Raw genomic sequence first — 23078 nt, 5'->3', positions numbered from 1 at the left:
GCCGCAGACTGGGAGCCGTGAGATGCCTCGTCACCGGAGCCACCGGATACATCGGCGGGCGGCTGACGCCGCTGCTGCTCGCCGACGGGCACACCGTGCGTTGCCTCGCCCGCAAGGCGGTACGGCTGCGTGACGTGCCCTGGGCCGCGGCGGCCGAGATCGTCGAGGGCGACCTGAGCCGCCCGGAGACGCTGCCCGCCGCGTTCGCCGACGTCGACGTCGCGTACTTCCTGGTGCACTCGCTGGGCCGCGCGGACTTCGAGGCCGCCGACCGGGAGGCGGCGACCAACTTCGCGGCGGCGGCCCGCGCTGCCGGCGTACGCCGGATCGTGTACCTGGGCGGGCCGGAGCCGGCGGCCGACGCCGAGGTCCCGTCGCCGCACCTGCGGTCCCGCGCCGAGGTGGGTCGGATCCTGCTGGCCAGCGGGGTGCCCACGGCGGTGCTCCGCGCTGCGGTGATCATCGGGTCCGGCTCGGCGTCGTTCGAGATGCTGCGCTACCTGACCGAGCGGCTGCCCGCAATGGTCACCCCCCGCTGGGTCGGCAACCGGATCCAGCCGATCGCGGTCCGCGACGTGCTGCGCTACCTGGCCGGCTGCACCACGCTGCCGCCCGAGGTCAATCGCGGCTTCGACATCGGCGGTCCGGACGTGCTCACCTTCCGCGACATGATGCAGCGGTACGCCCGGGTGGCCGGCCTGCGCCGGCGGATCATCGTGCCGGTCCGCCCGCTCACCCCGTCGTTGTCCTCGCACTGGGTCGGGTTGATCACCCCGGTGCCGAACAAGATCGCCCGACCGCTGGTGGAGAGCCTGATCCACGAGGCCGTGGCGCACGAACACGACATCGCCCGGTACGTGCCCGACCCACCGGACGGCCTCACCGGGTTCGACGACGCGGTGGCGTTGGCGCTGGCCAAGGTGCGCGACGCCCAGGTGGAGACCCGCTGGTCGACCGCGAGCGGTCCGGACGCGCCGGCCGAGCCGCTGCCCACCGACCCGGACTGGTCCGGTGGCACCGCGTACACCGATTTCCGGGAGCAGACGGTGGACGCGTCACCGGCGGCCCTCTGGCGGGTCATCGAGGGCGTCGGCGGCGAGCACGGCTGGTATTCGTTCCCCCTCGCCTGGTCGGTACGCGGCTGGCTGGACCGGCTGGTCGGCGGGGTGGGGCTGCGGCGGGGCCGGCGTGACCCGCACCGCCTCCAGGTCGGCGAGGCGCTGGACTTCTGGCGGGTGGAGGAGATCGTCCCGGGCGAGCTGCTGCGGCTGCGCGCGGAGATGCGCCTGCCCGGCCGCGCCTGGCTGGAGATGCGGGCGCTGCCCGCCGACGACGGACGCAGCCGCTACCAGCAGCGCGCGGTCTTCCTGCCCCGCGGGCTGGCCGGACACGCCTACTGGGGGTCGGTGGCCCCGTTCCACGCGGTGGTCTTCGGCGGCATGGCCCGCAACATCGCCCGCAACGCCGAACAGGCGCCCTGACCCGCCCGCCGGGACCGGTCAGTTGCCGGTGCGGGCGCCGGTGACCTGGAAGGCGGCGCGTTCGCTCGGCGGGACGAAGTCGCGTACCGGCTGGTCGCGCAGGGCGACGCCGAGCACCTCCCCCACCGCGGTCACCATCTGGGCCTGCACCGCCTGACCGACCGCGTCACGCGGGTCGTCGGGGTTGGCCGCCATCGAGGCGACCGCCAACTGCGGGGTGAAGGCCACCACCGTCTCCGTCTCGTAGCGCTCGGAACTGCCGGTCTTGCCGGCCACCGGGCGGCCCAGCCGGGAACGCAGGTCGGGCGCCGTGGCTCCGTCGCACCGCCCGTACATCGACTGGTCGCCCACCGGGCAGCGGGCCGCGTCCGCCGCCGCCCGCGCCACGTCGGCGTCGAGCGCCTGTCGACAGTCCGGCTTGGCGGCGTCCACCGGCCGGCCGGCCGAGTCGCTGATCGAGACCACCGGCAGCGGCGCGCACCAGGTCCCCTCGGCCGCCACCGTGGCGTACGCCGTCGCCAGGTCCAGCGGGGTCGTCGCGGCCACGCCCAGGGTGAACGGGCCCCAGTCCTTCGCGCCGTAGCGGGCCAGCCGCTCGTCGGAGTCGGCCCGCAGCACGATGCCGAGCCGCTCGGCCATCTCCACCACCCGGTCGGCGCCGACCCGCTCGGTCAGCCACGCGAAGTACGTGTTCACCGACCTGCCGAACGCGGTCCACATGGTGCGCGGGCCGTCCATCGACGAGGGGTTGGCGTTCGACGGGCACCAGCGGCCGTCGCAGCTGCCCGCCCCCGTCACCGGGAACCGGGTGAGCAGTTGGGTCGGCGCCGTGAACTCGGTCGACAGCGGCAGCCCGGACTCCAGCGCGGCAAGCATGGCGAAGAGCTTGAACGTCGAGCCGCCCTGGTAGCCGTCGATGGCCCCGCCGCCGGCGACGAGCTGGTTGACCGTGTTCGGGTGGTTCTTCTGCCCGACCGGGTTGTCCGCGACGCTGTAGGTGCGGTTCACCGACATCGCCAGCACCCGGCCGGTGCCGGGCTGCACCACGGCGGTCGGCACCGCCCGCGCCTCGGTCGGGCGGTAGATCTTGAGCACCTGCTGTGTGGTGGCCCGCTGCACGGCCGGGTCCAGTGACGAGACGATGGAGAAGCCGCCCCGGCGCAACGTGCGCTGCCGCTCGTCGGCACTCGACCCGAACGCCGACTGGCTGCTCCACCAGCGGGTGAACCAGTCGCAGAAGAAGCCCCAGTCGTTGTGCCCGTCGGGCACCCCCGTGCAGTCGTTCGGCGTCTCGCTGGGGCGCAGCTGCAACGGCTCGGCCTGCGCGGCCGCCGCCGCGTCGGCCGGCACCTGACCGGTCTCGACCAGCCGCTCGAGCACGTACGTCCGTCGCCCCAGGGCGGCGTCGGCGTCCCCGTTGATCGGGTCGTCGCTGTCCGGCGAGCGGACCAGCCCGGCCAGCAGCGCGGCCTGGGCCAGGGTCAACTCGGCCGGCGAGCGGGAGAAGTAGCGCTTGCTGGCCGCCGCGATCCCGTACGCCCCGGCCCCGAAGTAGGCGATGTTGAGATAGCGGGTGAGGATGTCCTCCTTGCTCAGCTCCCGCTCCAGCGCCAGCGCGTACCGCATCTCCTGGAGCTTGCGGGCGGTGGTGACCTCGGTGGCCGCCTGCCGCTGCCGCTCGGTGAGCCGGGGGTCGCTGCTGAGCACGTTGCGGACGTACTGCATGGTCAGGGTGGAGGCGCCCTGCCGGGTCTTGCCGTCCCGCTTGTTCACCGTGAAGGCGCGCACCACGCCGCGCAGGTCCACCCCGCTGTGCTGGTAGAACCGCACGTCCTCGGCGGCCACGATGGCCTGGCGCATCACCGGGGCGACCTCACGCAGCGGAACGTCCACCCGATCCTCCTGGTAGAAGGACGTGATCAGGGTGGTGCCGTCGTTGGCGTACAGGTTGGAGCGCTGGGCGGTGGGCGGCGTGCGCAGCGTGCTGGGCAGCTCCGAGTAGGGCGTGGACAGGGCGCTGAAGCCGATTCCGAAGACCAGGGCCGCGGGTAGGGCGGCTCCGGCCAGCACCAGACCGGCCAGCACACCGGCGATCACCACGGTCATCAGTTTGTCGAGTCGGGCCCGGATCATCAGCTCTCCCCGCAGGAGCCGGTCACGCTAGGACCCGTTCAGAATGACCCGGAACGCCCCTTTCGCCCCTGGTTTTCCCCAAACCCGGAGGAAACTCGCACGACGCTCAGGGCAGCAGCGCGGCGGCCAGCGGGTGGACCGTCTCCTCGATCTCGTCCGCGACCCGGGTGAAGCACTGGTCGCCGCGCCCCCAGGGATCGTCGAGATCGTCGGTGGGCAGCGCCGAGGCGCCCAGCCGGTTGTCGTGCGCCGCCGCCACCACCGCCACGCCCCGGGCGTACACCGCCTCCGGGGTCGCCTCGGCCGCCGGCAACGCGGCGGCGTCCACCGCGGCGAGCAGCCGGCCGAACTCACCCAGCACGAAGGTGCGGGCCGCCGCGTCCGGACGGAGCGCGACAACGTACTCCTGCTGGTCGGCCGTTGCCGTCAGGATCAGGTCGGCGGCGTCGATGTGGTCCGAGCGCAACTTGCGCGCCGCGAACCCCTCGACGGCGCCGCCACGGTCGATGACCTGTCGCGCCGCCGGCGGGTTCATCTCCTCGCCCGCGTGCCAGCCGCCGGTGCCGGCGCTGTGGCTGTGCACCAGCTCCTCGGCGGCGGCCGGGTCCTGCGCACGCCGGGTCAGCCGCTCCCGCACCGCGAGGGCGAGCAGTCGCTCGGCCATCGGCGAACGACAGATGTTGCCCATGCAGACGTGCAGGACGGTGAACGGGGGCACTCAGGCCCCCTGGACGTCGAGGAGGTCCGGGACGACGTCGCGCAGCTTCTCCAGCGGGATCGCGCCGGCCCGCAGCAACTGCGGCACCTCGCCGGTCAGGTCCACGATCGTGCTCGGCACCGGATCCGGGCAGGGCCCGGCCTCCAGGTACGCACGCACCGAGTAGCTGAGCTGGTCACGTGCCTCCTCGGCGGTCACCGCCGCCGGCTGGCCCGTCTTGTTGGCCGAGGAGACCGCCATCGGGCCGGTCTCCCGCAGCACCTCCAGGGCGACCGGGTGCAGCGGCATCCGCACCGCCACCGTGCCCGTCTTGTCGCCCAGATCCCACTGGAGGCTCGGCGAGTGCTCGACCACGATCGTCAGCGCACCCGGCCAGAACGCCTCCACCAGGTCCCGTGCCGCCGTGGGCAGCGAGAAGACCAACCCGTCCAGGGTGTGGCGCGAACCGATCAACACCGGCGGCGGCATCTGCCGGCCCCGGCCCTTCGCGTCCAGCAGCGCCTTGACCGCGTAGGGCGTGAACGCGTCCGCGCCGATCCCGTAGACGGTGTCCGTCGGGAGGACGACCAGCTCGCCGTTCTTGACCGCCTCGATGGCCGCAGCGATGCCGCGGTCCCGATCGGCGGGCGACCGGCAGTCGTAGAGCATCACGAGGAGTCAGTCTGCCACGCCGGCCCGGACCCGGTGTGCTGGCCGTCCGCCCGTCGGGACGCGGTGGCGTAACGAGGGCGGCCGGTGAGGTCCGGATGCTCCGTGACGGCCTCGAAGCGGCCGTCGGAGGCGAACAGCGCCGGCACCGCCACGTCGTGCGTGTCGTCGTGCTCGACCCCGATGACGCCGCCGGGACGCAGCAGCGCCGCCGCCCGGCTGATCACCGGCCGGATCACCGCCAGACCGTCCAGGCCGCCGAAGACCGCCTCCGCCGGATCGTGCGCGGCCACCTCCGGCGGCACCACCACCTCCACCGGCACGTACGGCGGGTTGCAGAGCAGCACGTCCACCCGTCCCACCAGGTGCTCCAGCAGGTCCGGCGCCGTCACGTCGGCCTCGACCACCTCGATCGGCCGGTCGCCCGCGGCGGCCCGCTCGGCGGCGTTGCGGCGCAGCCACACCAGTGCCGCCGCGGACCGCTCGACAGCGATCACCCGCGCGCCGGGCAGCTCCTGCGCCACCGCCAGGGCGATCGCGCCGGTGCCGCTGCACAGGTCCACGACCAGCGGCCCGGGTCTGCCCCGGCCCTGCTCGACACCCCAGCCCGCCAGCAGCTCCGTCTCCGGGCGGGGCACGAAGACGCCCGGACCGACAGCCAGGTCCAGATGCCGGAATCCGGCCCGACCCGTCAGGTGCTGCAACGGCTCCCGACCGGCGCGACGGCCGACCAGCTCGTCGAGCCGAGCCAGCTGGGTGTCGTCCAGGTCGTCGGCGAGCGCCAGCCGACCCCGGGGCACCCCCAGCACGTACGCCGTCAGCAGCTCGGCCTCCACGCGCGCCGGACCCACCCCGGCGGCGGCGAGCGCCCGCGCCGCGCGGGCGACCGCGGCGGACGGACGGGTACGGCCTGTCCCTTCGGGGGGGTGTTGCGGCAGAGTGGTCACGCGACAATCATGAGGCGTCACGGACGACGCCACGAACGGGTGCGTCAAGACGCACACGGCAGGAGGTTGTGGGTGGGCTGGCTCGACCGGGTCGAGGACCAGGTTGACACCCTCACGCAGGCGCGGGCTTTGCAAGAAGCAAGTCGCTCCGCGGAGTCGTACGCGTTGCTGGAGCGGGTGATCCGCACCACCACCGACCCGGCGGCCCGTGCGGACGCCCTGGTGCAGCGCCTCTCGGCGCTGATCAATCTCGGTCGGACGGCGGAGTTCACCAGGGCCATCGAGGAGGCGTCGGCGGCCGTTCGCGATCTCGCCGAGCCCTACCTGCACGGGCACCTCAACGCGCTGGCCGCGCTCGCCGCGCACCATCAGGGCGCACTGGACCGCTGCGTCACCCACCTCGTCAAGGCCGCCCGGGCGCTCGGCGCCGTGGAGGACCCGGACCGGGACACCGCGTGGGGCTGGCACGACCTCGCGATGGCCTACAGCTACCTCAGCTTCCACGGCTACGCCCTGGGCGCGATCGAACGCGCACGGCAGCTCGGGGTGACCGCCGGAATCCCGGAGGAGACGTTCGCGGCACCGGGCATCCGACTGCGCAACGCGGTGGCCCTGGACCACAACGGGGACAGCGACGGCTGCCTGCGGGTGCTGCGGGACGTCGCCGCCGACCTGGCCCGGTTCGTCCGCAGCGGGCGGGCCAGCCGACTGCGCCCGAGCAGCCTCGCCGCGTACGGATACTCGGCGGCACGTCAGGCCGCGCTCGGCGACCCGCTGGAGCCGACCGGCGAGACCCAGCCGTCCCACCTGCTCAGCCACGGCGGGGACAGCGCCCGCGCGCGGGACATGCGACAGCTCGGCATGGTCTGCCTGGCCGTCGCGGACGGTCGACCCATCGAGGCGGTCGCCCGGCTGGACACCATCCGGGTGTCCACCGAGACGCTCGGCGCGGCCGAACCGGCCCGGCTGCGCAGCATCGCGCTGGCCCGCGCCGGCGACCACTCGGCGGCGCACCGGGCGGACCGGCTGGCGTTCCGGCTCGCCGCGCAACGCAACGACCGGCTGCGGGACGTCTACATCGACGGCATCGCCGCCCGGATCGACCACGAGGAGATGCGTCGGGAGGCCGCCCGGTACGAGGGCGAGGCGCTTACCGACCCGCTCACCGGGCTGCCGAACCGGCGCAGGCTGGAGCGGTACATCACAGCTGTCGTCACCCGGGGCGAGCGGGTCGTCATCGGCGTCTGCGACCTGGACGGCTTCAAGGCGGTGAACACCCGCCACGGGCACCACTCCGGCGACCTGGTGCTGCAACGCATCGCCGGGGTGATCAACCGGGTGATGCGCCGGGGCGACTTCGTGGCCCGCTACGGCGGGGACGAGTTCGTGGTGGTGCTCCCAGAGACCGGCATGACCGAGGCCGCCGAGGTGGCCCGCCGGATCGAGGCGGCGGTACGCAACGAGGACTGGGAGTCCCTGGTGCCGGGCACCCCGGTCGGGGTGAGCATCGGCTTCGCGGAGGTCTCCGGCGGCGGCGGGTTGCGCGACGCGCTCAGCGTCGCCTTCGAACAGGCCGACCGGGAGATGCTGCGCGCGAAGTCCCGCCCCCGCGCAAGCTGACCCGCTCAGGGATCGGCAGCGGGGGTGTGGTCAGCGGCGGGTGAGTTCGGTGTCGCCGGCCAGCCGGGCGGCGCGGTCGGCCTCGGCCAGGGCGTCCAGCACCCCGTCCAGGTCGCCGGCGAGCGCCAGGTCCAGGTTGTACGCGGTGTAGCCGATCCGGTGGTCGGTGATCCGGTTCTGCGGGAAGTTGTACGTCCGGATCCGCTCCGAGCGGTCCACCGTGCGCACCTGGGCCTTGCGGGCGTCCGAGGCGGCGGCGTCGGCCTGCTCCTGCGCGGCGGCGAGCAGCCGGGCCCGCATGATCCGCATCGCCTGCTCCCGGTTCTGCAACTGGGACTTCTCGTTCTGGCAGGAGACGACGATGCCGGTCGGCAGGTGGGTGATCCGTACCGCCGAGTCGGTGGTGTTCACCGACTGGCCGCCCGGGCCGGACGAGCGGAACACGTCGATGCGCAGGTCGTTCGCGTCGATGGTGACGTCGACGTCCTCGGCCTCCGGCAGCACCAGCACCCCGGCCGCGCTGGTGTGGATCCGGCCCTGCGACTCGGTGACCGGGACGCGCTGCACCCGGTGCACGCCGCCCTCCCACTTGAGCCGCGACCAGACGCCGTTCCCACCCTCGGGCACGCCCTTCGTCTTGATCGACAGCGACACGTCCTTGACGCCGCCGAGATCCGAGTCCTGCGCGTCGATCACCTCGGTGATCCAGCCGTGCCGCTCGGCGTACCGGGTGTACATCCGCAGCAGGTCGCCGGCGAACAGCGCCGACTCCTCGCCGCCCTCACCGGCCTTGATCTCGACGATCACGTCCTTGGCGTCGTGCGGGTCACGCGGGATGAGCAGCTCGGCGAGACGCTCCTCCAGCCCCGGCAGGGACGCAGCGATCGCCTCGGTCTCGGCCGCGAACGAGGGATCCTCGGCGGCCAACTCGCGGGCCGCGGCCAGGTCGGCGCGCGCCTGCTCCAGCTCACCGGCGGCCTTGTGCAGCGGCACCAGCTCGGCGTACCGGCGGCCCACCCGGCGCGCGGTGGCCTGGTCGGCGTGGATGGCCGGGTCGGCCAGCCGCTTCTCCAGCTCCGCGTACTCGTCGAGGAGGCCGGCCAGACGCTCGCTGCTCATGCTGCGGATGCTCCTTCGACGGTGCGACACCGGGCCGGCCCGACAGCCGACGGCGCGTGGAAACAGGCGAAACGCGGACGGCGCCCGCGTCCGGCAGAAAACCGGACGCGGGCGCCGAACGGGGAGTTACTTGGCCTTCTTGGCCTGAACCTTGGCGTACTTCTGCTGGAACTTCGCGACCCGGCCGGCGGTGTCGAGAACGCGCTGCTTACCGGTGTAGAACGGGTGGCAGGCGCTGCAGGTCTCGACGTGGATCGCCCCGCCCTTGGCGGTGCTGCGGGTCGTGAACGTGTTGCCACAGGAGCAGCTGACCTCGGTGGTCACGTACTCCGGGTGGATGTTTGCCTTCATCTCGCCTCGGTCCTCTCGTTGGTGGTCGCCGGGTCGCCGTCATCGCTCGTCGCGCCGTACACGACGGGCTCGGGCGTGAACCGGAACCGGTGGCCGATTGACCAGTGTGCCATGGGCCTGAGCCAACCCGGCAAGCGGGCCGCACACCTCGTCCGGCATCGTCAACACGTGCCTCCCCGTCCGCATTCCCGCCGCCCGGACGGGCATTCGCCCACCCGGCGGACCACCGCCAGGTACCCCGCCGGGGGTACGCCCGTCGAGCCCGAGGGGCGCCCATGACCCGCCTGATCGCCACCCGGGGACTGCCCGCCTCGGGCAAGACGACGTTCGCCCGCACGCTTCAGCCGTCAGTCGTCCGGGTCAACCGGGACGACCTGCGCCGGATGCTGCACGGCGAGCGGCTCTTCACCCAGTGGGCCGAGGCGCAGGTGACAGTCGTACAGCGGGCCCAGGTCGAGGCGTTGTTGCGGGCCCGGGCGGACGTCTGCGTGGACGACACCAACCTGCGCTCGCGGACGTTGCGCGACTGGGCCGAGCTGGCCGCCCGCCACGGCGCGGATTTCGAGGTGCACGACTTCACCGACGTACCCCTTGACGAGTGCCTGCGCCGCGACGCCGCCCGCCCCGCGGCCGAGCAGGTCGGGGGCGGGGCCATCCGTCGGCTGCACGAGCGGTACCTGGTGGGCCGGGCCCTGCCGTTGCCGGTGCCGCAGGCCCGCACGGGGCGCCCCGCCGTCGTGCACCCGCCGTCGACCGAACCACCCGAGATCGTCCTGGTGGACATCGACGGCACCGTCGCGCTGGCCGTGTCCCGCAGCCCGTACGACATGACCCGGGTGGGCGAGGACGAACCGAACACTGCGGTGATCGCGGCGGTCCGGGCGATGCACGCGGCCGGGTACGGGGTGGTCTTCTGCTCCGGGCGGGACGCCTCCGCGCGGGCGGCCACCGAGGCGTGGCTGGCCCGGCACGTCCGGGTCCCGTACCTCGGCCTGCACCTGCGGGCCGTCGGCGACTCCCGCAAGGACTCGATGGTGAAGCGGGAGATCTACGACCGGGAGATCCGGGACCGTTACCGGGTGGCCGGCGTCTTCGACGACCGTGTCCAGGTGGTCCAGATGTGGCGAGCCCTCGGCCTCACCGTGTTCCAGGTGGCCGAGGGCGACTTCTGATGTGCGTCCGGACGGCCCCCCGCGCGTACGGAGGGCCGTCCGGACGGCTCACCGGGTGAGGGCGACGGTGGCCTCGGCGAGGACGCCGTTGACGGCGACGGTGAGGCGTACCGGGGCGCCGGGCCGCAGTGCCGTCAGGGTGCCGGTGGCCGGGTCGAACCGGGCCGTGTGCCAGGGACGCACCCCGGCCGCCCCGCCGATGTGCACCGCGGGCGAGGCGGACCAGTCCGCGCTGACCGGTGCGGCCACCGGGACCGTACGCCCGCCGGGTTGGGTCAGCGTGGCGGTGACCGTCGCCGGGGCGCCTACCGCGACGCTGGCCGGGGCGTTCAGCGCGAGCCGGTCGGTGTGGGCGTGGAACTCCGCGTCCACCCAGCGTGGCCCCTCGGCGAGCGGGTCGCGACGGGCCCGGTCGGCCTCGGCCGGAGTGACCGGATCGACACCGAACTCCGTCCAACCGGTGAACCCGCCCTGGTCGGCGGGGGTCGACGGCGTCTTGCCCGAGTTGCCGTTGATCACGTACGGCACCCCGTCGACCCGGTCGGCGTGGAAGGTGCCGACGTGCCCGCCCACGAACAGCGCGCCCTTGCCGGTGCGGTGCTGGAAGTCGGCCAGCCACTGTTCCAGCAGCGCCGCCTCCTTGCGGTCACCGAGCTGGCTGGCCTGCGCCGGGCTCGGGTCCCGCGGCGGGTGGTGGTGCAGGACGACGACCGAGCCGACGCGCGGATCGGTGGCCGCCGCGTCAAGCGTCTCGCGCAGCATCCGTACCTGGTCGAAGCCGCCACCCCGCAGCGTCCCGGTGGACGAGTTCAGCGTGACGAACCGGGTGCCGGCGTGGTCGAACACCCGTGAGGTGGCGCCGAACGCGGCAGCGAAGTTGCTGATCGGGGCACCCATGATCTCGTGGTTGCCGGGGACGTAGTACCAGGGCAGAGCGTCGCCCAGCTCCTCGTCGAGGATGCGCCGGGCCAGCGCGAAGTCGGCCGGATAGGCGGTGTCCACGAAGTCACCGTTGATCAGCAGGAAGTCCGGCCGGGCGGCCTTCACCTCGCGCAGCGTCCGCCGGGCCTGGGCGACCAGGTCGCTGTCCGGGTCGGCGGCGACGAACTGGGCGTCGGAGAGCACCGCGAACCGCCAGGGGGCACCGTCCACCGTGCCGTCGCGGACCACCACCCGATCGGTACGCGGGGCCACTGCCGGCACGTCGATCGTCGGCGGCACCTTCGCCACCAGGTCATCGATGATCACTTCGCTGCGGTACTGCGCGGCGGCGTTGGTCTCGGCCACGTAGAAGCGGCGCACCCGTACCGGGTACTGCACGCCGGCCGGCACCGCGAACTCCACGTACCGCCAGCCGGTCCAGGTGATCAGCGGGCCGCGCAGCACGTGCTGGGTGTCCTGCGCGTCGTGCAGGTGCAGGCTCGGCCACTCCCCGGTGCCGTTGCCGTGGATCCACATGCCGAAGGCCTGCGGCTGGCCGGGGACCTCGACCCAGGCCGGCGGGTCGGCGTACGCGGCCCGGGTGCCGGTGGACTGGCTGAAGTCGTACGACATCTTCAGGCCGGTGCCGGTGTGACCCGGTGCCGGCGCGACCGAGCCGCTGGCCCGGGCCTGGCTGAACCGCCAGGACGCCGCGTCGTCGAAGCCGGCGACCGGCACGTCGGTCAGCCCGACCGTGACCGGCAGGACGGTGCTCGTCCGTCCGACGCGGACGGTCACCAGCGCGGAGCCGGTGTCGCGCAGGGCGGTGACGGTGAGGTTGCCGTCCCGGTTCGGGGTGATCCGCAGCAGGTCGCGGTCGTAGTCGAGGGTGAGGTCCGCCGGCTCGATCGGCGCGGTGTTGCCCTCGGCGTCGTAGCCGACCACTCCGACCAGGGCGTTGCCGTCCCGGCCGGTCAGCCCGATCCGTGGCACCGTGGCGCCGAGCCGGGTCAGCGGGCCCAGGACGGTCAGGCCCAGCGAGCCGGTCGCCCGACCCCGGGCGGCGGTGACCGTGCTGGTTCCCGGAGTGCCGGCGTGGAAGACACCGTCGCGGTCGACGCGGCCACGTACCGCCGGGGTCGCCCGCCAGGTGGGCGCACCCGCCGCCGGGCCGTACGTCTCGTCGTAGCCGGCCGCGGTGAGGGTGCGGGTCAGCCCGGGGAAGACCCGGTCGGGCCGGCCGCCGCGCACCGGGGAGACGCCCGGGGCGGCGGTGGGGTCGCTGGCCGTCTCGACCCAATAGCCGGTGAGCCGGCCGCTGCCCTTGGGCGCGTAGATCGCCAGGCCGTTGGGCACCGCCCGTTCGCTGCCGTCGGAGGGGCCGTTCTCCACCTGCACGGTCGACGCGCCGGGCTCCCGGGCCAGCAGCGTGGACGATCCGCCACCGTCGAGGTTGAGCGCGTCCCGGGCGCCCAGCTCGGCCATCATCCGGCCCATCTCGGTCTGCGTCACGCCGCGGCTGTCGACCTGCCGACCGTCCACCGTCAGCATGATCATCTTTCGGCCGTCGGCGCTGAACCCGACAGCCGTACGCGGGGCGAGGGTCGCGTCGGCGATGCTCTGCACGACGCCGTCGCGGACCAGGACGTTGCCGCCCCCGACCGCCGCGTGCAGGGCGCTCCCGTCGGACGACTTCGGCCGCCAGGTCACCGAGACCGGGTCACCGACGTGCAGCCCGGCCAGCGCGTCCGCTCCGGCGTCGCGACCGAGCAGCACCGTGCTGCCGGCGACGACCGGGCCGCTGCCGGCCACGCCGGCCACCGCGGCCACCCGGCCGCCGGTCACGGTCACCTCGACCACCCGGGCCGCGCCCTCCACGGCCCGCTGGCGGGAGTACGTCCCCCACAGCTCGGTGAACGCGCCGATGCCGTCGGCCTGCACCATGTTGTTGAACTGGGTCAACGCCACCGGCCCGGTGGGCAGGGTGGCGCTGCCGTCGAAGTTCACCTCGACCACCCGACCGATCCCGGTGGCGGTGACCGCCACGGCGTTGGGGTGACCGCCGACCGCCGACTGGATCAGCTCGCCGTCGCGGATGCCGACGCCCTGTGCGGCCCCCGAGTTGTTGATGTCGAAGAAGTCACCGTTGACCGCGGCGACCGCCCGCGAGTCGTCCACCGCCTTGCGCAGCGGCTCGGCCCGGCTGACCGCGCCGGAGTTGACGTAGTCGACCGTGGACCCGCCGGCGAGGTCGGTGGTGAGCGCGTCGGCGCGCAACCAGCCGTCGGCGTCGTACCTGTCGAAGGAGGTGAGCTGCACGCCCGGCGCGACCGGACGGGTGGCCTTCGTGGTGTCCAGGCCGCCGGCCGGCTCCAGCCCGCCAGCGGCGGCGGCCGGGGCGGCCGGGGCGGCCGGGGCGGCGGCGAGGCTGAGCGAGTCGGCCGGGTGGGACGACGCGGCGGGTGCGTCCTCGGCGGCGGTGGCCGGGAGCGCGGGCGGCGACGCCACGGGCCGGGCGGCCACGGACGGCGCCGGCGGCGCGGCGGTGGCCGGCGGCGACACGGCCAGGGCGAGCAGCGGCGTCAGCAGCAGGACACCGGTGCGACGGGCGGATCGTCTGCGGGTACGCATGGACGACAGTCAACCCGGCAGTGAATAGAAGTTTCAAGACCTGTCGACTGAACCGAAGGAAAATTCCGCCATCCCCGGCTCCTGGCCCCCGCCGAACCCCCTCTGGTGGCGTGCGAGCAGGGTCGGCCGCCCCCTCTCGCTCCCCTTTGCTCTGCTTCAACGGAGGCAACACAAAGCGCCCCGAAGTGTTGCGCCGGTTGAAGCAGAGCAAAGGACGATGAGCGGGCACGACCAAGGGGCACGGCCGCGATGGGCGGGCACGACCAAGGGGCACGGCCGCGATGGCCGTGCCCCTTGGTCGTCGGTCAACCGGGAACGGTTACTCCCCCGGCGTCGACTTCGCGATCTGCATCAGGAACTCGATGTTGGTGCGGGACTGCTTGAGCCGGTCCAGCAGGAGGTCCATCGCCGCCTGCGAGTCCAGCGAGTGCAGCACCTTGCGGAGCTTGTGGATGATGGCCAGCTCCTCGGGCGCGAGCAGGACCTCTTCCTTGCGGGTGCCGGACGGGTTGATGTCGATGGCCGGGAAGGTCCGCTTGTCGGCGATCTTCCGGTCCAGCTTCAACTCGGCGTTGCCGGTGCCCTTGAACTCCTCGAAGATGACCGTGTCCGCCATGGACCCGGTCTCCACCAGCGCCGTGGCGATGATGGTCAGCGACCCGCCGTTCTCGATGTTGCGGGCCGCGCCGAGGAAGCGCTTCGGCGGGTAGAGCGCGGTGGAGTCGATACCACCCGACATGATCCGGCCGCTGGCCGGCGCCGCCAGGTTGTACGACCGACCGAGCCGGGTCACCGAGTCGAGCAGCACGACGACGTCGTGGCCCAACTCGACCAGGCGCTTGGCCCGCTCGATCGCCAGCTCCGCCACCGTCGTGTGGTCCTGCGGCGGACGGTCGAACGTGGCCGCGATGACCTCGCCCTTGATCGACCGCTGCATGTCGGTGACCTCTTCGGGCCGCTCGTCGACCAGCACCACCATGAGGTGGCACTCCGGGTTGTTCCGGGTGATCGCGTTCGCGATCGCCTGGAGCACCATCGTCTTACCCGCCTTCGGCGGCGACTGGATGAGTGCCCGCTGGCCCTTGCCGATCGGCATGACCAGGTCGATGACCCGGGTGGTCAGGATGTGCGGCTCGGTCTCCAGCCGCAGGCGCTCCTGCGGGTAGAGCGGCGTGAGCTTGTAGAACTCGGGTCGCCGCCGCGCCTCGTCCGGCTCCATCCCGTTGATCGTGTCCAGCCGCATCAGCGGGTTGTACTTGTCCCGCCGCTGGTCACCGGTGTTGCCGCCGTCGCGGGCCGCGCGAACCGCGCCGGTGATCGCGTCACCGCGGCGCAGGCCGTACTTCTTGATCTGGGACATCGAGACGTACACGTCGTTCGGGCCGGCCAGGTAACCGGTCGTCCGCACGAAGGCGTAGTTGTCGAGCACGTCGATGATGCCGGCCACGGGGACGAGTACGTCGTCCTCGCCGACCTGCGGCTCACGGCCACCGGTGTCACCACCGGTCTCCGCCCGCTCGCCACGGCCGCGCCGACGGTCCCGGAAGCGGCTGCGCCGGCCACGTCGACCGCCGCCCTCGCCGTCGTCGTCGTCGTTGTCCCGCTCGACACGCTGACCACGGTCGTTGCGCTCCGAACGGTCGTTGCGTTCGGCACGCTCGCCCCGGTCGTTGCGCTCGTTACGGTCGCCCCGCTCGGCGCGCTCGCCCCGGTCGTTGCGCTCGGCACGCTCACCACGGTCGGCACGCTCGCCCCGATCGTTACGCTCGCCCCGCTCACCGCGATCGTTGCGCTCGCCGCGATCGTTGCGGTCGGTCCGGTCGGTGCGCTCGGCCCGGTCGGTGCGCTCGGCCCGCTCACCACGGTCGGCACGCTCGCCACGGTCGGCACGCTCGCCACGGTCGGCACGCTCGGCGCGGTCGTTGCGCTCGGCGCGGTCGCGGCGGTTCTCGCCACGGTCGGACCGCTCGCCGGCCTCCACCTCGTCGGTGCGGGCCTCAGCGGGACGGACCTCGGAGGAACGCGCCTCCGCGGCGCGCGGCTCGGAGGTGCCAGCCTCGGCGGTACGGGATTCGGCCGGGGCCGTCCGGCTGCGCCGGGTACGGCCACGGCCCTCGGTCGCGGTAGCCGGCTCGGCCGGCGTCTGGTCGGTGCTGCGGCTCTCGGCCGCCGGGCGATCCACGGTCTCCCGCACCTCCTCACGGGCCGGAGCGGCCGCAGCCGCGACCTCGGCTCGCGGTCGAGGGGTCCCGGCGGCGTTGCCGCCCTGCCGCTCGGAGATCGCGGCGATCAGCTCACCCTTGCGCATGCGAGCCGTGCCGGAGATGCCGAGCGACGCAGCCAGGCTCTGCAGCTCTGGCAGCAGCATCGCCGACAGACCGGTGCCGCTGCGCCGACGACGGGCGGGAGCGGCAGCGGTGGCATCGCCAGCGACGTTGGAAACATCCGACGTCACGTCGGTGGTGTCGCTCAATGGATTCCTTCCCTCGATAAGGCCGGGACTGCCCGGAGTCGGAACTCAGGTGGCCGGGCGGCCTCGGTGCACCCGCCTCGCAAGGACGCGTCGCGGGAGTCTGTGACACAGCAGCCGGTGGTTTCCCGACCCACCAAAAGTCGGTGGGCAGGTCTCGCCGTCTGCGGCGACCTGTGGAAACTGCGGTGCGGCGTGGGCCTTGGCAGGGGTGACGGGCTGACCGCCGAGAGCTTCGGGGGTGCGCCGCCCCGCAGGAGATCGCGTGCTTCGCGGCTGTGCTAGGTCTAGAGCGTAATCAACTCTTCCGACCTGCGGCAACAGGGTCCCGCTCGGCGTGTCCAAGTCTACCCCGGGCGACCCGGGCGCCGCTGACGTCTATCGGTAACTGCCAGATCTGCCAGTCTGTTCCCACCTCGAGGCTCGGCGGCGGCGCGCTGAGCGCCAGCACACTCGGCCCGGCCCCACTGACCACAGCCGCCACACCCGCCGCTCGCAACTCGCTGACCAGGGCCGATGTGCCCGGCATCCCGGGTGCCCGGTAGTCCTGGTGGAGGCGGTCGACGGTCGCCGGCAGCAACAACGCCGGGTCGGTGGTGAGCGCGTGCACCAGCAGCGCCGCCCGCCCGGCGGTCAACGCGGCGTCGGCGTGGGGCACGGTGGCCGGCAGCGCGGCCCGCGCGGTAGCGGTCAGGCCGCGCTCGGCCGGCACGAAAACCGTCGGTCGTACGCCGGACGCGACCGGCAGGGACACCGCGCGGGCGCCGCCCGGCTCGGACCAGGCCACCGTGAAACCGCCGAGCAGACACGGGGCGACGTTGTCCGGATGGCCCTCGATCTCGGCGGCCAGCCGGAGCACGCCGGGCTCGTCCAGCCGGTGCTCGCCGTCGGCGACCAGGGCACGGGCCAGCAGCACCCCGGCGACGATGGCGGCCGACGACGAGCCCAGGCCGCGCGCCTGCGGGATCCGGTTGACGCACTCGACGCTGAGGCCCGCGGGCTGCCCGCCGAGAACGTCGAAGGTGGCCCGCATGGCCCGCACCACCAGGTGCCGATCGTCGGCCGGCAGCTCACCGGCGCCCTGGCCGCTGACAGTCACCTGGACCCCGGCGGACACGACCTCGGCGGCCAGGTCGTCGTAGAGCCCGAGGGCGAGCCCCAGCGCGTCGAAGCCCGGACCGAGGTTGGCGCTGGTCGCGGGGACCCGGACCCGGACCGGCCCGTCGGTGAAGTTCGGCACGCGCCCATGCTAGGGCCCGGCACCGACGATCCGGTCGGTCGCCCGCACCATGGGACCGCCGGGGTTCAGCCGGCCGGGTCGGGAACCGGTTCGGCGACCGGGTCGGTCAGCGACAGCCGGCGGGTGGCGATCCGCCAGCCGACCGCGTACACGAGGGTCACCAGTCCGCAGCCGGCCAGGACCACCCGTTCGTCCACCACGTCCACCACCAGGGCAACCGCCAGTTGACTCACCGAGATGGCCAGCGTCGCGAGCATCATGTCGGTGGCGAAGACCCGCCCGCGCAGCCGGTCCGGCACCTCGCCCTGCAGGGCGAAGTTCGACATCACCCAGTTGCTGCCGCCCGCGAAGTGCGCCACGAAGACCAGCAGCAGCACCAGCGGGAACCAGCGCACCACCGACGTGCCCAGGTAGGACAGGCCGTACAGCGACATGGACAGCGCGAGCCCGGGCAGCAGCCAGGATCGGTTGGTCAACACCCGCCGCATCAGGATCGGCCCGACCAGCGCGCCGGCTCCCCGCACCGCGAAGAGCAGGCCCGCGCCCAGCGAACCGACCCCGTAGACGCCGGCGAGCAGCGGAAACACGGTCAGCACACCGTTGCCCAGGCCGACCGCCGACTTGACCGTGACCAGCGCCAGCACCCGCGGCCGGTGCCCGATGTAGCCGAGCGCCTCGCGGACCGCCGCCGACCAGGTCCGCTGCGCCGGCACCTCCGGGTCCCGGGCCGCCTGCAACGGCCGGCGGATCCGGGTGGCGAGGCCCGCGGCCACCGCCAGGCCGACCGCCGCCACCCAGAAGCAGACGTACGGGCCGGCAGCCGAGCTGAGCACACCACCCAGTGAGGCGCCCACCACAGTCATGGTGCCCCAGGCCGAGCCGGCCACGGCGTTACCGGCGGCCAACTCGTGCGGCTCCAGGACGTTGGGGAGCGCGGCCTGGGCGGCCGGCGAGTAGAACGCCTTGGCGACCGCGACGGCACCGATCGCCACCAGCGCCAGCCAGGCCGTACCGCGGTCGCGGACGCCGAGGAGCAGCAGCACGCCGGCCAGCGCGGCCACGTTCGCGGCGATCATGATCTTCCGCCGGTCGAAGCGGTCGGCGATCGTGCCGGTGTACGGCAGCAGCAGCGCCACGATGCCGGTGTCCACCGCCAGCACCAGGGCGCCCCAGACCCCACTGCCGGTCAGCTGCGGCAGCAGCACCAGCAGTGGCACCATGACGAACCAGTCAGCGCCGAAGACCACCAGCTCGGCGAGGAAGAGATTGCGAAAGCTCCGATTGCCGGTAAGGACCGAGAGGGTGGACGCCACGGAGCGGGACCCTACCCGGTCGGTGTGGGGGCCACACCGGGTCCCAGCAGCGCCGAGACGGTGACGAAGGTGTAGCCGCGCGCCCGCAGCCCGGCGATCATGTCGGGGAGGCCGTGCAGCGCGACCAGACGTCGCCGGTCACCGACGTCGTGCCCGAGAACGATCGTCCCCGGCCGCACGTTGGCCACGATCCGCCGGGCGTGGCCGGCCGGGTCGTCGGGAAACTCCCGCTCCACCATCTGCAACGACCAGAGCACCAGCCGGTAGTTCAGCCGCGATGCCGCATGCAGCACCGCACCACCCAGGTGGCCGTACGGCGGGCGGACCAGCCGCGGTGGCCGGCCGGTCACCTCGGCGATCGTGTCGTGGCTGCGGCGCAGGTCGTCGTACGCCGCGGCGGCGTCCAGCCGGGCGAGGTCCCGGTGCGCCCAGCTGTGGTTGCCCACCTCGTGCTCGCCGAGCCTGTCGCGTACGAGGTCGGCGTGCTTCCGGGCCTGAGCGCCGACCAGGAAGAACGTCGCGGGCACCCGGTGCTGGGCGAGGGTGTCCAACACCATGGGCGTCCACTGTGGCGCCGGCCCGTCGTCGAAGGTGAGCGCGACCAGCCGCTGCGTGGTCGGCCCCGACCAGATGACCGGCACCACGCCCGAGCCGACGTCCTGCGGCCCGTTGCCGACGGTGGCGCTGGCCGGGCCGCCGGCGAGCGGCAACCGCCGATGGGTGAGCCAGACGTCGGTGACGCCCGCCCCGGCGGCCGCCCCGGTCACCACGAGCGCCCCCCGGCGCAGCAGATCGCGCCGGGACCACCCGTGCGCGCTCTCGGTCATCCACCCGCCCCGCTCGCCGTCACCTCGCCATGCCTACCTGGAGTATGCAAGATGTGACGCAAAGTGCAGCATCCGTCGACCGATCGGAGTGTCCGCGGCCGCACGGCCGAACGCCCCCGGCAGGCGAACCTGCCGGGGGCGTTACGGGTCGTCGTCCGACTACTCGGTCGGCTCGGTCGGCTCCGACGGGGGCAGCGGCGAGGTGCGGCTCCGGGGCAGCCGCAGCACCTCGAACTGGTCCGTGCCGTCCACCAACGCGCCCGACGGGGCGGGGCGTGCCGCCGCCGGCTGCGTGCCGTCGGCCGCCGTCGACACCGGTGCGCCCGTCGGCACGGCCACCTGGTTCGGGCCGTCCGCCTCGACGCCCTCCGGCCCGGTCGGCTCGGTCACCGCCGGCTCACCGGATCGCCGCCGACGGCGACGCTCCCGCAGCGACTCCTTGGTGCGCTCGACCATCGTGTAGAGCGTCGGCACCAGGATCAGCGTCAACAGCGTCGAGCTGAGCAGACCACCGATCACCACGACCGCCAGGGGCTGCGAGATGAAGCCGCCCTCGCCGGTCAGCCCGAGGGCCATCGGCAGCAGCGCGAAGATCGTCGCGACCGCGGTCATCAGGATCGGGCGCAGCCGGCGCCGGCCACCCTCGACCACCGCCTCCCGGACCCCCATGCCCTGCGCCCGGTACTGGTTGATCAGATCGAGCAGCACGATCGCGTTGGTCACCACGATGCCGACGAGCATCAGCACACCGATCAGCGCCGGCACTCCCAGCGGCGTCCCGGTGGCCAGCAGCAGACCGATCGCGCCTGTCGACGCGAAGGGGATGGAGATCAGCAGGATCAACGCCTGGGTGAGGCTCCGGAACGTGGCCACCATGATCAGGAACACGATCGCGATGGCGGCCAGCACCGCCAGGCCCAGGTCGCCGAAGGCATCCGCCTGATCGGCGCTGACCCCACCGATGGTGAAGCTCGCCCCCGGCACGTCGATGCCGTCGAGCCGCTTCTGCAACTCCTTGGTGGTCGCGCCCAGGTTCGAACCGGTCGCGGCGCCGGTCACCGAGACGCTGCGCTCACCGTCGATCCGCGTGACCTGCTGCGGCCCCTCGGCCTGGGTGACGTCCGCGATGTCGTCCAGCTTCACCGGCCCGACCGGAAGTGCCCGCAGCTGCTCCAGCGACACCGGAGCGGCCGCGCTCAGCCGCAGCACCACGTTCTGCTGGCGGCCGTCGAGCGCCACCTGCCCCAGCGGAGCGCCACGGAACGCCTGCGACACGAGCTGACCAACGGCGGCCTCGGTGAGGCCCACCCGACCGGCGGCGACCCGGTCGACTGTCACGTCGACCCTCGGCACCCGCTCGGCGAGGCTCGTGGTGACGTCCTCGACGTCCGGGACACCGGCCATCGCCGTCCGGGCCTCCTCGGCGGCGCGGGTCAGCACCTCCGGGTCACTGGCCTGGACGATCACCTCCAGCTGGCTGGTCGAGGCCTCCTGACCACCGCCGAAGCTGACCTCGCCCAGGCTGGTGCCGATCTTGTCGAACTCCCGGCGCAGCTCCTCACGGACCTGCTTGGCGTCGGTGTCGCCGTCAAGCGCCAACGACCAGCTCGCGACGTTGTTGCCTCCGCCGCCCGCCCACGGGTTGTCGCCGCCACCGGCGGTCACCTGGTAGGTCTCGACCCCGTCGACCCGCCCGAGGACCGCCTCGACCTGCTTCGCCGCCGCGTCGGTGGCCGCCAGGCCGCTGCCCGCCGGCAGCTCCTGCCGGAAGCTGAGCGTGTCCTGACCGGAGTCGTCCAGGAAGTTCGTCTCCAGCTTCTGCGCCAACCCGAAGGTGCCGAAGAGCACCAGCAGGCCGAGCCCGACGGTGATCCAGCGGGTCGACCGCTTGCGGGTGGCGAACCCGATCACCGGCAGGTACGCCCGCTGCAACGGATTGCGCAGCTCCTTCTCCTCGGCGTCGCGGCGCACCGCCTCGTCGTCGACAGTGCCGCCGCGCGGCTTGAGGAACCAGTACGCCAGCACCGGGATCACCGTCAGCGAGACGAGCAGCGAGGCGAGCAGCGCCACCGTCACCGTGATCGCGAACGGCGCGAAGAGCTGCCCGACGAACCCGCCGACCAGCGCGATCGGTGCGAACACCGCCACCGTCGTGAGGGTGGACGCGGTCACCGCGCCGGCCACCTCACGGACGCCGGTGATGATCGCCTGGCGCTTCTCCTCGCCGTACTCCAGGTGTCGTTTGATGTTCTCCAACACCACGATCGAGTCGTCCACCACCCGGCCCACCGCGATGGTCAACGCGCCGAGGGTGAGCAGGTTGAGCGAGTAGTCGCCGATCCACAGAGCGAGCAGCGCCACCAGCACGGAGAGCGGGATGGAGACCGCGGTGACCACTGTCGAGCGCACCGACAGCAGGAAGACCAGGATGACGATGACCGCCATCAGCAGACCCAGCAGGCCCTCGGTGGTCAACGACTTGATCGACTTCTCCACGAACGGCGCCTGGTCGAAGACCACCGTCAGCTCCGCGCCGGAGGCGTCCTTCAGGTCGGCCAGCCGGTCCTGGATCTCGTGGGAGATCTCCACCGCGTTGCCGTCCGGGGACGCGGTGACGGCGATGCCGAGGCTGTCCTTGCCGTTGGTCCGGGTGATCGCGGTGGCCGGGGCGAGCTGCTGCTCGACAGTCGCCACGTCACCGAGACGAACCGGTGCCGCGCCGGGCGCGATGATGATGCCGCGCAGGTCGTCCAGGGTCACGACCGGCGTCCCGACCTGCACCGGCAGCGCGAGGCCGCCGTCGGTCACCGCACCTGCCGGCACCGACACGCCGTTGGTCTTCAACGCAGCGCCGATGGCGGTCGGCTGGACCTTCGCCGCGGCCAGCTTCGCCGGATCCGGGGTGACCACCACGACGTCGTCGCGGGTCCCGGTCACCTCGACAGTGCGGACTCCGTCGATGCCCTCCAGCTCCGGCACCACAGTCGCGCGCAGCTTCTCGGCGAGCGCCCGCTCGTCGGCGCCGCCGGCCGCGGCCAGCACCACCGCCGGCAGGTCGTCCGTGCTGCCCGCGATGACCTGCGGGTCGACGCTCTCCGGCAGCTGGGCGTCGATCCGGCTCAGCGCGGTCTGCATCTTGTTGACCACGTCGTCCAGGTCGGTGCCGAACTCGTACTGCACCTGGACGGTGGCCGCCCCCTCGCGGGACGTGGAGGTGACCTTGTCCAGCCCCGGGATGCCCTGCAGGGCGTTCTCGATCGGCTCGGTCACCTGCGACTCGACGATCTCGGGACCGGCACCGGGATAGGGCGCCACGATGAACGCGGCCGGGAACTCGAGCGACGGCAGCAGTTGCTGCTTCAGCGACGGCACGGCGAACGCTCCGAACGCCGTAATCACCACCGCGATGAGGGCGACCAGCCCTCGGTTGGCGAGGCTGAATCTGGCGAGCAGCGACATCGGCCTGGCTCACTCCTGAAAGAGAATG

The 23078-nt window shown here is 73.1% G+C and carries 15 protein-coding genes; 3 read left to right on the top strand and 12 right to left on the bottom strand.

The genetic code is table 11. The features are described from left to right. Positions 1–17: 17 nt before the first annotated feature. Positions 18–1481: an SDR family oxidoreductase gene (locus AB0B97_RS22080; RefSeq protein ID WP_357495998.1), complete on the top strand. Its 1464-nt coding sequence runs from the start codon at positions 18–20 to the stop codon at positions 1479–1481. Positions 1482–1499: 18 nt separating this feature from the next. Here the strand turns inward: AB0B97_RS22080 and AB0B97_RS22075 are convergent, their stop codons facing one another. The 4 genes from AB0B97_RS22075 to prmC all read right to left on the bottom strand — a co-directional run bounded on the left by AB0B97_RS22075 (position 1500) and on the right by prmC (position 5927). Beyond that, entirely contained in the window at positions 1500–3614 is a 2115-nt protein-coding gene (locus AB0B97_RS22075) for a transglycosylase domain-containing protein (protein WP_357495996.1), read from the bottom strand. 106 nt (positions 3615–3720) lie between these two features. Beyond that, positions 3721–4332 (bottom strand): phosphotyrosine protein phosphatase, encoded by a 612-nt coding sequence (locus AB0B97_RS22070; protein WP_234588716.1) that lies wholly within the window; start codon positions 4330–4332, stop codon positions 3721–3723. Then, positions 4333–4980: an L-threonylcarbamoyladenylate synthase gene (locus AB0B97_RS22065; protein ID WP_234588740.1), complete on the bottom strand. Its 648-nt coding sequence runs from the start codon at positions 4978–4980 to the stop codon at positions 4333–4335. It abuts the gene before it with no gap. Next, complete coding sequence (prmC, locus tag AB0B97_RS22060) at positions 4980–5927, bottom strand: peptide chain release factor N(5)-glutamine methyltransferase (RefSeq protein WP_357495994.1); 948 nt, start codon at positions 5925–5927, stop codon at positions 4980–4982. The genes AB0B97_RS22065 and prmC overlap by 1 nt, the downstream gene beginning before the upstream one ends. A 72-nt stretch (positions 5928–5999) precedes the next feature. Between prmC and AB0B97_RS22055 the strand changes: the two genes are divergently transcribed. Then, positions 6000–7547, top strand: coding sequence for a GGDEF domain-containing protein (locus AB0B97_RS22055; RefSeq protein WP_234588714.1), 1548 nt, complete (start codon positions 6000–6002; stop codon positions 7545–7547). Between the two features lie 30 nt (positions 7548–7577). On the opposite strand, the gene prfA is transcribed toward AB0B97_RS22055, so the two are convergent. Together prfA and rpmE are read right to left on the bottom strand one after the other, a co-directional pair. Continuing rightward, positions 7578–8666, bottom strand: a complete 1089-nt coding sequence (gene prfA / locus AB0B97_RS22050; RefSeq protein ID WP_234588711.1) for a peptide chain release factor 1 — start codon at positions 8664–8666, stop codon at positions 7578–7580. 126 nt (positions 8667–8792) lie between these two features. Then, complete coding sequence (rpmE, locus tag AB0B97_RS22045) at positions 8793–9017, bottom strand: 50S ribosomal protein L31 (RefSeq protein ID WP_007464546.1); 225 nt, start codon at positions 9015–9017, stop codon at positions 8793–8795. Between the two features lie 275 nt (positions 9018–9292). Between rpmE and AB0B97_RS22040 the strand changes: the two genes are divergently transcribed. Beyond that, complete coding sequence (locus AB0B97_RS22040; protein WP_357495991.1) at positions 9293–10189, top strand: AAA family ATPase; 897 nt, start codon at positions 9293–9295, stop codon at positions 10187–10189. 48 nt (positions 10190–10237) lie between these two features. Here the strand turns inward: AB0B97_RS22040 and AB0B97_RS22035 are convergent, their stop codons facing one another. The 6 genes from AB0B97_RS22035 to AB0B97_RS22010 form a co-directional block, all read right to left on the bottom strand. After that, positions 10238–13741, bottom strand: coding sequence for a phosphodiester glycosidase family protein (locus tag AB0B97_RS22035; RefSeq protein WP_357495989.1), 3504 nt, complete (start codon positions 13739–13741; stop codon positions 10238–10240). A 319-nt stretch (positions 13742–14060) separates the two neighbouring features. Further along, the gene (gene rho, locus AB0B97_RS22030; RefSeq protein WP_357495987.1) at positions 14061–16214 is read right to left on the bottom strand and encodes a transcription termination factor Rho; all 2154 of its coding nucleotides are present in this window, start codon (positions 16212–16214) and stop codon (positions 14061–14063) included. Between the two features lie 295 nt (positions 16215–16509). Beyond that, the gene (thrB, locus tag AB0B97_RS22025) at positions 16510–17451 is read right to left on the bottom strand and encodes a homoserine kinase (RefSeq protein ID WP_357495985.1); all 942 of its coding nucleotides are present in this window, start codon (positions 17449–17451) and stop codon (positions 16510–16512) included. Between the two features lie 65 nt (positions 17452–17516). Then, positions 17517–18764, bottom strand: a complete 1248-nt coding sequence (locus AB0B97_RS22020) for an MFS transporter (protein ID WP_357495983.1) — start codon at positions 18762–18764, stop codon at positions 17517–17519. A gap of 11 nt (positions 18765–18775) precedes the next feature. Continuing rightward, the gene (locus tag AB0B97_RS22015) at positions 18776–19591 is read right to left on the bottom strand and encodes a polysaccharide deacetylase family protein (RefSeq protein WP_234585872.1); all 816 of its coding nucleotides are present in this window, start codon (positions 19589–19591) and stop codon (positions 18776–18778) included. Between the two features lie 159 nt (positions 19592–19750). Continuing rightward, positions 19751–23050 (bottom strand): efflux RND transporter permease subunit, encoded by a 3300-nt coding sequence (locus AB0B97_RS22010; protein ID WP_357495980.1) that lies wholly within the window; start codon positions 23048–23050, stop codon positions 19751–19753. Between the last annotated feature and the right edge of the window lie 28 nt (positions 23051–23078).

This window comes from Micromonospora sp. NPDC049004 (assembly GCF_040649315.1).
In the GTDB taxonomy this organism is placed as follows: Bacteria; Actinomycetota; Actinomycetes; order Mycobacteriales; family Micromonosporaceae; genus Micromonospora.
Note: the sequence above shows the minus strand (reverse complement) of the source record. Positions and strands in the feature narration are given on the sequence as shown.

What these genes read in the sequence shown, in the direction of transcription:
- AB0B97_RS22075 (WP_357495996.1), bottom strand. Translation starts at nt 3,614, where the DNA reads ATGATCCGGGCCCGACTCGACAAACTGATGACCGTGGTGATCGCCGGT.
- AB0B97_RS22035 (WP_357495989.1), bottom strand. Translation starts at nt 13,741, where the DNA reads ATGCGTACCCGCAGACGATCCGCCCGTCGCACCGGTGTCCTGCTGCTG.
- prfA (WP_234588711.1), bottom strand. Translation starts at nt 8,666, where the DNA reads ATGAGCAGCGAGCGTCTGGCCGGCCTCCTCGACGAGTACGCGGAGCTG.
- AB0B97_RS22040 (WP_357495991.1), top strand. Translation starts at nt 9,293, where the DNA reads ATGACCCGCCTGATCGCCACCCGGGGACTGCCCGCCTCGGGCAAGACG.
- AB0B97_RS22015 (WP_234585872.1), bottom strand. Translation starts at nt 19,591, where the DNA reads ATGACCGAGAGCGCGCACGGGTGGTCCCGGCGCGATCTGCTGCGCCGG.
- rpmE (WP_007464546.1), bottom strand. Translation starts at nt 9,017, where the DNA reads ATGAAGGCAAACATCCACCCGGAGTACGTGACCACCGAGGTCAGCTGC.
- AB0B97_RS22010 (WP_357495980.1), bottom strand. Translation starts at nt 23,050, where the DNA reads ATGTCGCTGCTCGCCAGATTCAGCCTCGCCAACCGAGGGCTGGTCGCC.
- AB0B97_RS22065 (WP_234588740.1), bottom strand. Translation starts at nt 4,980, where the DNA reads ATGCTCTACGACTGCCGGTCGCCCGCCGATCGGGACCGCGGCATCGCT.